Origin of the sequence: Streptosporangium carneum, from assembly GCF_027922005.1 — a bacterium.
GTDB classification, from domain to species: domain Bacteria; phylum Actinomycetota; class Actinomycetes; order Streptosporangiales; family Streptosporangiaceae; genus Streptosporangium; species Streptosporangium carneum.
Window position 1 is genome coordinate 43,355 of the sequence record NZ_BSEV01000043.1, and the last position, 7,038, is coordinate 50,392.

A 7,038-nucleotide genomic window follows, 5' to 3' on the forward strand; every position below is an offset into this window, starting at 1 on the left:
CCGACGCCCCGCCCGCTCATGCCCGTCTCCGCACGAGATGCCCCACAGGCCGCAGCTCCCGTTCGCGGGGCCCCCTGGCGATCCTCATCACCAGCCACACCGTCGGCGGCGCGGCCAGCAGGTTGTATCCGACCTCCCAGGGCAGCGTCGCGACGAGCGCCTCCCCGCCGATCTGGGCGTCGCCGAGCAGCAGGCTGGTCACCGCGAGAGCGGGCGGCCCCGCCGCCGCGCAGGCCAGCGCGGCGGGCAGCCTGGCATCGGGACGGCTGTCGGCCACCCGCCCCGCGGCGAACCCGATCAGGCACAGCACCAGGGTGTACTGCCCGAGCACGTGCGCGGCGGGCGGCAGCACGTCGCCCGCGAGCCCCGCGCAGAAACCCATGACCGCCCCCGCGGTGGCCCCACGCGCCAGGGCGTATCCCACGACGGTGAGCAGCACCAGATCGGGCGCGGCCCCACCGGGCAGCGGCAACCGGTTGACGACCGTCACCTGCACGACCAGAGCCAGCAGGAGCACCCCCACGGACGCCACGTCACGCCCCACCGTCGGCCCCCTCACGCGGCACGTCGGGCAGCACGGCGTCGCGCGGGTTGCGCCTGGGCGCCTGCACCACCACACCCACCACGTCCAGCGCGGTGAGGTCGGCGTAGGGGCGCGCGTAGGCGATGCGGGTCAGCTCCCCCGGCGTGGCCTCCACGTGCTCGACCACCCCGATCGGCACCCCCGCGACGTACGGCGCGCCACGCTGGGAGCCGAAGCTCACGATGCGACGCCCGGGAACGACCTGCGCGGTCGAGTCGAGCAGACGGAAACGGAGCAGACGGCCGTTCTGCCCGACCCCGTGCACCACCCCTATCTCGTTGCTCCCCTCGAGCCGCGCCCCCGCCGCGGAGGCCGGGTCGCTCAGCAGGACCACGGTCGAGGTGGACGTGCTCACCTGGACCACCCTGCCGACCAGGCCGTCGCCGTTCAGCACGGTCATCTCCGAGCGGACCCCGTCGGCGCTGCCCACGTCGAGCTGGACGGCCTCCTCGAACCCCGGCGTGCCACGCCGCGCGATCACCTGCGCCGGAACCAGCCGGTATCCGGCTATCCCCGCGACGCCCAGCAGACGCCCCAGCTCCGCGGAGTGCTGACGGTCCAGGGCCTGGGCCGTCAGATCACGCCTGAGCCGCTGGTTCTCCGCGCGCAGCGCGTCGATGCGGCGCTGCGCGTCCGGCGCGGCCGTCATCGTCTCGAAGAAACGCCCGATCGGCCGCACGAAGCCCGCTCCCGCGCTCTCCGCGGCGCCGAACAGCTCCGCGCCCGCCGTCCTGAGCGGACTGAGCGGAGAGTTCGCCCCCGCCCTGTGGTCGACGGTCATGAGTGCGAGCGCCGCGGCCAGCAGCACCCCCAGGCTCATCCGTGCCCGGCGTGTGTCCCTCATCAGTGCCGCGGCTCCGGCACCAGAACCTGCTGCAGGGCGTCGAAGTCCTCGACGCACTTGCCCGACCCGAGGGCGACGGAGTCGAGCGCGTTGTCCACCAGATGGATCGGCATGCCGGTCTCGTCCTTGAGCCGCTCGTCCATCCCCTTGAGCAGCGCGCCGCCTCCGGTGAGCGCTATCCCCCGGTCCATCAGGTCGCCGGAGAGCTCCGGCGGGCACTTGTCCAGCGTCGTCTTGACCGCGTCGACGATCACGTTCACCGGCTCCTCGGTGGCCCTGCGGATCTCGGCGGCCGAGACGACGATCGTCTTCGGCAGGCCGGTGACCAGGTCACGGCCGCGGATCTCGGCGTGCCCCTCCTCGGGAAGCAGGCAGGCCGAACCGATCGCCATCTTGATCTCCTCCGCGGTCCGCTCGCCGAGCATGATCGAATGCTCCTTCTTGGCGAAGGTGATGATCGCCTGGTCCAGCTCGTCACCGCCGACCCGGATCGACTGGCTGGTCACCACCCCGCCCATCGAGATGATCGCCACCTCGGTGGTGCCGCCGCCGATGTCGACCACCATGTTGCCGGTCGGCTCGTGCACGGGCAGCCCCGCGCCGATCGCGGCGGCCATCGGCTCCTCGATGATGTAGACCCCCCGGGCGCCCGCCTGGTATCCGGCCTCCTTGACCGCCCGCTGCTCGACCCCGGTGATCCCGCTCGGCACCGCGATGATGATGCGCGGCTTGGCGAAATGATGACGCTTGTGCACCCGCTGGATGAAGTAGCGGAGCATGCGCTCGGTGACGTCGAAGTCGGCGATGACGCCGTCCTTGAGGGGCCTGATCGCCAGGATGTTTCCGGGGGTCCTGCCGATCATGCGTTTGGCCTCGATGCCGATGGCCACGATCTTTCCCGTGGTCGTGTTTATCGCCACGACGGATGGTTCGTTGAGAACGACGCCGCGCCCCCGCACGTAGACGAGAGTGTTGGCGGTGCCGAGATCGACCGCCATGTCGCGGCCGAGGAAGGCAAGCTTGCTGCTCATGAGGAAGGCGGCCCTCCTTCCGTCAGGTCGTCGGCGAAAACTACAGAACGCACTCGAATCGTAACGTGACGTACCCACCACTGAACGCAATGAGGCCCCCAGCTCCGGGAAAATCTTAAGTCGCCGCAACACGTCGAGCCCCGCCATCCACAGGGATGACGGGGCTCGAAGGGACCTGGGGCCCGCCCGGGATCAGGCCTCGGGCGGGTAAAAGGTCTGCGGGGCGGGACTCAGAAGCGGTCCGGGAAGAAGAGCTTGATCTCACGGGCGGCGGACTCGGGCGAGTCGGAGCCGTGGACCACGTTCTCACCGATCTCCAGGGCGTGGTCGCCGCGGATGGTGCCGGGGGCGGACTTGACCGGGTCGGTCAGGCCGGCGAGGGAGCGGAAGGCCTCGATCGCACGGGGACCCTCCGCGACCAGCGCGACCAGCGGGCCCGAGGTGATGAACTCGACCAGCTCGCCGAAGAACGGCCGCTCGGAGTGCTCGGCGTAGTGCGACTTGGCGGTGTCGGCGTCCAGGGTGCGCAGCTCCAGCGCCGCGACCTTCAGGCCCTTGCGCTCGATCCGGGCGATCACGTCGCCGATGAGACCACGCGCGACACCGTCGGGCTTGATCAGGACAAGGGTGCGCTCGGACACTGAGGTTCTCCTTCGAACGGAAACGACTCGCTGAACGGAAATGACTCGCGGACTGCGATGAACGCGCGAAGTTTACCGTCCCCGGCCCGATTCGCCGTGGTCGGCGACATCACGGACGGTCGGCCCCGTCCCCCAGCGCCCCCTCGGGAGACGGGGTCGGCGGCGGCACCACCGGCAACGCGCCGGGCTTGTCAGGATCCGCTTCCGGCCTGGCCGCCGGTGAGGGCGTGTTTCCCGGCTTCTCCTTCGGCCTGGGACCCGTTTTCGGCTCCGGCTCCGGCCGGACATGCCCCGGCCTGTCCTCCTCGAGCCCGCCGACCGCCCCGGAGGCGGACTCCCCGCGAGCCCCGGCGGAGGAGGACAGATCGGAGTCGACAGGCGGCGCGGGCGCGGGAACCGCGGGAAACGCCGTAGGAAACGCGGAGGAGGCCGCGGACGCCTCCCCCTTCGGCTCCTCCTCCTGGACGTCGTCGAGACCCTCGACCGGAGGCAGCTCGACCCGGGGCAGGGCACCCGCCGCACCGGCCCGCACCGCGGGGAGGCGGCTGGCCAGAACCGCGCCGAGCACGATCATGACGACCACCAGGCCTCCGCCGACCAGGGCCCACAGATGCAGGGCGTCCACGAACGCGTCGACCATAGCCTGCGGGGACCCGGCCTCCTTCAGGCGGGTGACCTGGATCCCGCTGCCCAGCAGGAAGCCGGACAGGACGCCGGGAAAGAACAGCGACAGCGCGAAGAGCGCGGCGCCCGCGCCCGACGGACGCAGCGCGGAGGTCAGCGCGACCGCGGTGCCGACCGTGAGCAGCACGAACGGAAGGATCAGCGCGGGCCCCTCCGCCGCGGGAAGGAGCAGTCTGACCGCGCACAACCCGGCCACCACGACCACCAGGCCGCCCGCGGCGCACAGCGGCATGACGGCGTCGCCGAGCCTGCTCGCCAGCACCGCGGCGACCAGGCCCGTGATCCCGGCGATCGCGAACGCCAGCCACAGGCCGGACAGACCCGGCCCGCCCAGACCGCCGAGCTCGACGTAGGTGACCTGCGCCGCGGTCGGCAGGACCACCACGCCGATCGCGAGCGTCGTGTAGGCGGACGCCCTGCCGAAGACGCCCTCGAACCCGCAGGCTGAGGCGAGACAGAAGAGCGCCAGGATGGACAGCGCGGCCGTGAGGACGAGCAGCCCCGGCGGCCAGTCGAACGTCGTGCCGAGGGCCAGGGCGGCGATCGCCGCCGCCAGTCCGGCCGCCACCGGCAACCGCCCGCGCTCCAGCGGAACGGGCTCGGCCGCGCCTTCGCCGCCTCGCACCCACAGCACGAGACAGACGGCTGCCAGCGCCAGGGCGACGCCCGTGAGCATGGGGTACGGCTGAAGCGTCACCCGCCACGACCTGACCTCGTCGAGAGGCCACAGGGCGAGCGCCTGCGCGGCCAGGAGGCTCACCGCGAGCATGCCTCCCCAGACGGCGCGCAGGACCAGGGACCGCTCCCAGACCGCCACGAGACTGGCGGGCACCAGCAGACCGGCCCCCACCCCGTGCAGGACCCGCAGAACGCCGACCAGCAGCGAGGACTCGGCGTAACCTCCGGCCGCGTCGGCGAGCGCGAGCAGCGTCAGCCCCGCGACCAGGATCGGGACCGCGCGCACCCGGCGTAAGAGCAGCGCGGCCAGCGGCACGGTCAGCACCATGGCGGGCAGCGCCAGCCCGTGCGCCCTGACCATCTCGACCTGCGAGATGTCCGGTGGGAGCAGCGCGGCGACCACGGAGACGGTGTTGGGGATCGCAACGATCGCCAGCGGAAGCGTCACCGCGACGAGCAGCCCGAGGACGACGTCGAGCACCAGCGAGGCACGGAGGGGGCGCGCCAGGGTCTCGGACCCGGCGACCACCCCCCGGTCCGGCTGAATGGGAGGGACGGCCATGTTGGCCGACTTTAGCGGGAAGTCACGCCCTCGACACGGCGAGCGACGAATATCGCCGTGATCCACAGCGCGGCGAAGATCGCTCCGAGGAAGAACATGGTCGGAACCAGGAAACCCGCGGCGATGGCCAGAACCTGGATCACACTTCCCACGATGTAGGCGAAGGGATGTTTCAGCATGCCCACCACCAGGACGGACAGAACCGCCAGGCCGATCCCGACCGTCACCGCGACGGCGGGCGCGACGTTCTGGGTGTTGATCGCCACCGGCGTGAACAACCCGACGACGATCGCCTCCATGCCCAGCACACTGGCGCAGAGCCGCCGCATACCTGGGGTGACGGTGAACATCCCTCGCCCCTTCTCCGTCGTCTCGCTCACGTGGCCTCCTCCGCCTTCAGCAACAGCCGCGCGTCTCCGGCCGTGACCACGGAACCGGTGATCAGCACACCGGCCCCGGCCAGCTCCCCCGCCTCGTCCGCGAGGCCGATGCCGACGTCGATCGCCTCGTCGAGCCGCTCGGCCAGACGGACCCTGTCGGGCCCGAAGATCTCCCCGGCGAGCGCCGCCAGCTCGTGCGGATCCATGGACCTCGGCGAGGAGTTCCTCGTCACCACGAGCTCGTCCATCATCGGCTCCAGCAGTTCCAGGATGCCCCGGACGTCCTTGTCGGCGAACATCGCCACGACACCGATGAGCTTGGCGAAGTCGAAGGACTCATGGACGGCCTCCAGGGTGGCCTGGATCCCGCCGGGGTTGTGCGCGGCGTCCACGAGCACCGTGGGCCCACGCCGTACGACCTCCAGTCTGCCCGGCGAGCGCACCTGCAGGAACGCCTGCCGTACCAGCTCGGGGTCGAGAGGCTCGTCCCCCGCGGTCAGCGCCTCGACGGCGGCCAGCGCGCAGGCGGCGTTGCCCGCCTGGTGTGCCCCGTACAGGGGAAGCAGAACCTCCTCGTAGGTCCCCTTCAGGCCCTTGAGGTGGAGCAGCTGCCCGCCGACCGCCAACTCCCTGCCCAGCACGCCGAACTCCAGCCCCTCCCTGGCCACGGTCGCCCCCGCCTCGGCCGCCCTGCGCACCAACACCTCCGCGGCGGGAAGCTGCTGCTGCGCCAGCACGGCCGTCGCCTCCGGCTTGATGATGCCGGCCTTCTCGCCCGCGATCGTCTCGACGTCAGGGCCGAGATAGTCGACGTGGTCCAGGGAGATCGGGGTGATGACGGCGACCACGCCGTCGGCGACGTTGGTCGCGTCGAAGCTGCCGCCCATGCCCGTCTCGATCACCGCGACGTCGACGGGCGCGTCGGCGAAGGCGGCGAAGGCCATCGCGGTGAGCGTCTCGAAGAACGAGAGCCTGCGGCCCTGGGCGTCGATCATCTTGAGGTAGGGCTCGATGTCCTCGTAGACCTCGGTGAAACGCTCCTCGCTCAGCGGAGCGCCGTCGACGGAGATGCGCTCACGCATGGACACCAGATGCGGGCTGGTGAAGCGACCGACGCGCAGATTGCGTTCGCGCAGGAGCGTCTCGATCATGCGCGTCGTGCTGGACTTCCCGTTCGTTCCCGCGACGTGAACGACCGGATAGGCGTGCTGCGGGGAACCGAGCACGTCCATGAGCGCGGCGATCCTGTCGAGAGTGGGCTCGAAGTTCCACTCGACTCCGCGTTCCATGATTGCCTGTTCGACCGCTCGATATTCCACGTCCCAAGCCTACTGACCCCACCGGCGGCCTCCCGCCAGGCCCGTCAGGCAAGACCCCGGAGCCCGTGTTTCCGCGTCCTGTCCGCTCTGGGCCCTCTTCTCAGCGCTTCTCAGTGCTTCCCGATGCCGGTACGGCGAGCACCGACACCGGGTACGGACACCCACCAGCCCGGCCCCGCGCCAACGACGCGACACACCACCGGATCGAGCCCGCACGAGAAAGTCCCGGAAACGCAAAGAAGGGCCACCCCGAACGGGGTGACCCTCCTTGAAAGATTGTCCGGCGGCGACCTACTCTCCCACACCGTCCCCGGTG

Annotated in this window: 7 protein-coding genes; all 7 read right to left on the reverse strand. The window is 71.0% G+C overall.

The window, feature by feature from the left end; genetic code table 11:
- Window positions 1-16: 16 nt before the first annotated feature.
- Window positions 17-544 (reverse strand): rod shape-determining protein MreD, encoded by a 528-nt coding sequence (gene mreD, locus PKF00_RS42110; RefSeq protein WP_271223387.1) that lies wholly within the window; start codon window positions 542-544, stop codon window positions 17-19.
- On the reverse strand, window positions 534-1,427 hold the full coding sequence (gene mreC / locus PKF00_RS42115; protein WP_271223388.1) for a rod shape-determining protein MreC: 894 nt from the start codon (window positions 1,425-1,427) through the stop codon (window positions 534-536). Before mreC ends, mreD begins: the two co-directional genes overlap by 11 nt.
- Window positions 1,427-2,458 carry a rod shape-determining protein gene (locus PKF00_RS42120; RefSeq protein ID WP_271223389.1) on the reverse strand — a complete coding sequence of 344 codons (1,032 nt, stop codon included), beginning with the start codon at window positions 2,456-2,458 and terminating at the stop codon, window positions 1,427-1,429. The genes mreC and PKF00_RS42120 overlap by 1 nt, the downstream gene beginning before the upstream one ends.
- A 230-nt stretch (window positions 2,459-2,688) precedes the next feature.
- The gene (ndk, locus tag PKF00_RS42125; RefSeq protein ID WP_271223390.1) at window positions 2,689-3,099 is read right to left on the reverse strand and encodes a nucleoside-diphosphate kinase; all 411 of its coding nucleotides are present in this window, start codon (window positions 3,097-3,099) and stop codon (window positions 2,689-2,691) included.
- A gap of 109 nt (window positions 3,100-3,208) precedes the next feature.
- On the reverse strand, window positions 3,209-5,023 hold the full coding sequence (locus PKF00_RS42130; RefSeq protein ID WP_271223391.1) for a hypothetical protein: 1,815 nt from the start codon (window positions 5,021-5,023) through the stop codon (window positions 3,209-3,211).
- Window positions 5,024-5,034: 11 nt separating this feature from the next.
- A complete protein-coding gene (locus tag PKF00_RS42135; RefSeq protein WP_271223392.1) occupies window positions 5,035-5,403 on the reverse strand; it encodes a DUF4233 domain-containing protein in 369 nt (122 codons plus the stop codon).
- Entirely contained in the window at window positions 5,400-6,692 is a 1,293-nt protein-coding gene (locus tag PKF00_RS42140; protein ID WP_271223394.1) for a bifunctional folylpolyglutamate synthase/dihydrofolate synthase, read from the reverse strand. Before PKF00_RS42140 ends, PKF00_RS42135 begins: the two co-directional genes overlap by 4 nt.
- Window positions 6,693-7,038: the final 346 nt, after the last annotated feature.

Coding starts and splice junctions, on each gene's coding strand:
- mreC (WP_271223388.1), bottom strand. CDS start 1,427: ATGAGGGACACACGCCGGGCACGGATGAGCCTGGGGGTGCTGCTGGCC.
- PKF00_RS42120 (WP_271223389.1), bottom strand. CDS start 2,458: ATGAGCAGCAAGCTTGCCTTCCTCGGCCGCGACATGGCGGTCGATCTC.
- PKF00_RS42130 (WP_271223391.1), bottom strand. CDS start 5,023: ATGGCCGTCCCTCCCATTCAGCCGGACCGGGGGGTGGTCGCCGGGTCC.
- PKF00_RS42140 (WP_271223394.1), bottom strand. CDS start 6,692: ATGGAACGCGGAGTCGAGTGGAACTTCGAGCCCACTCTCGACAGGATC.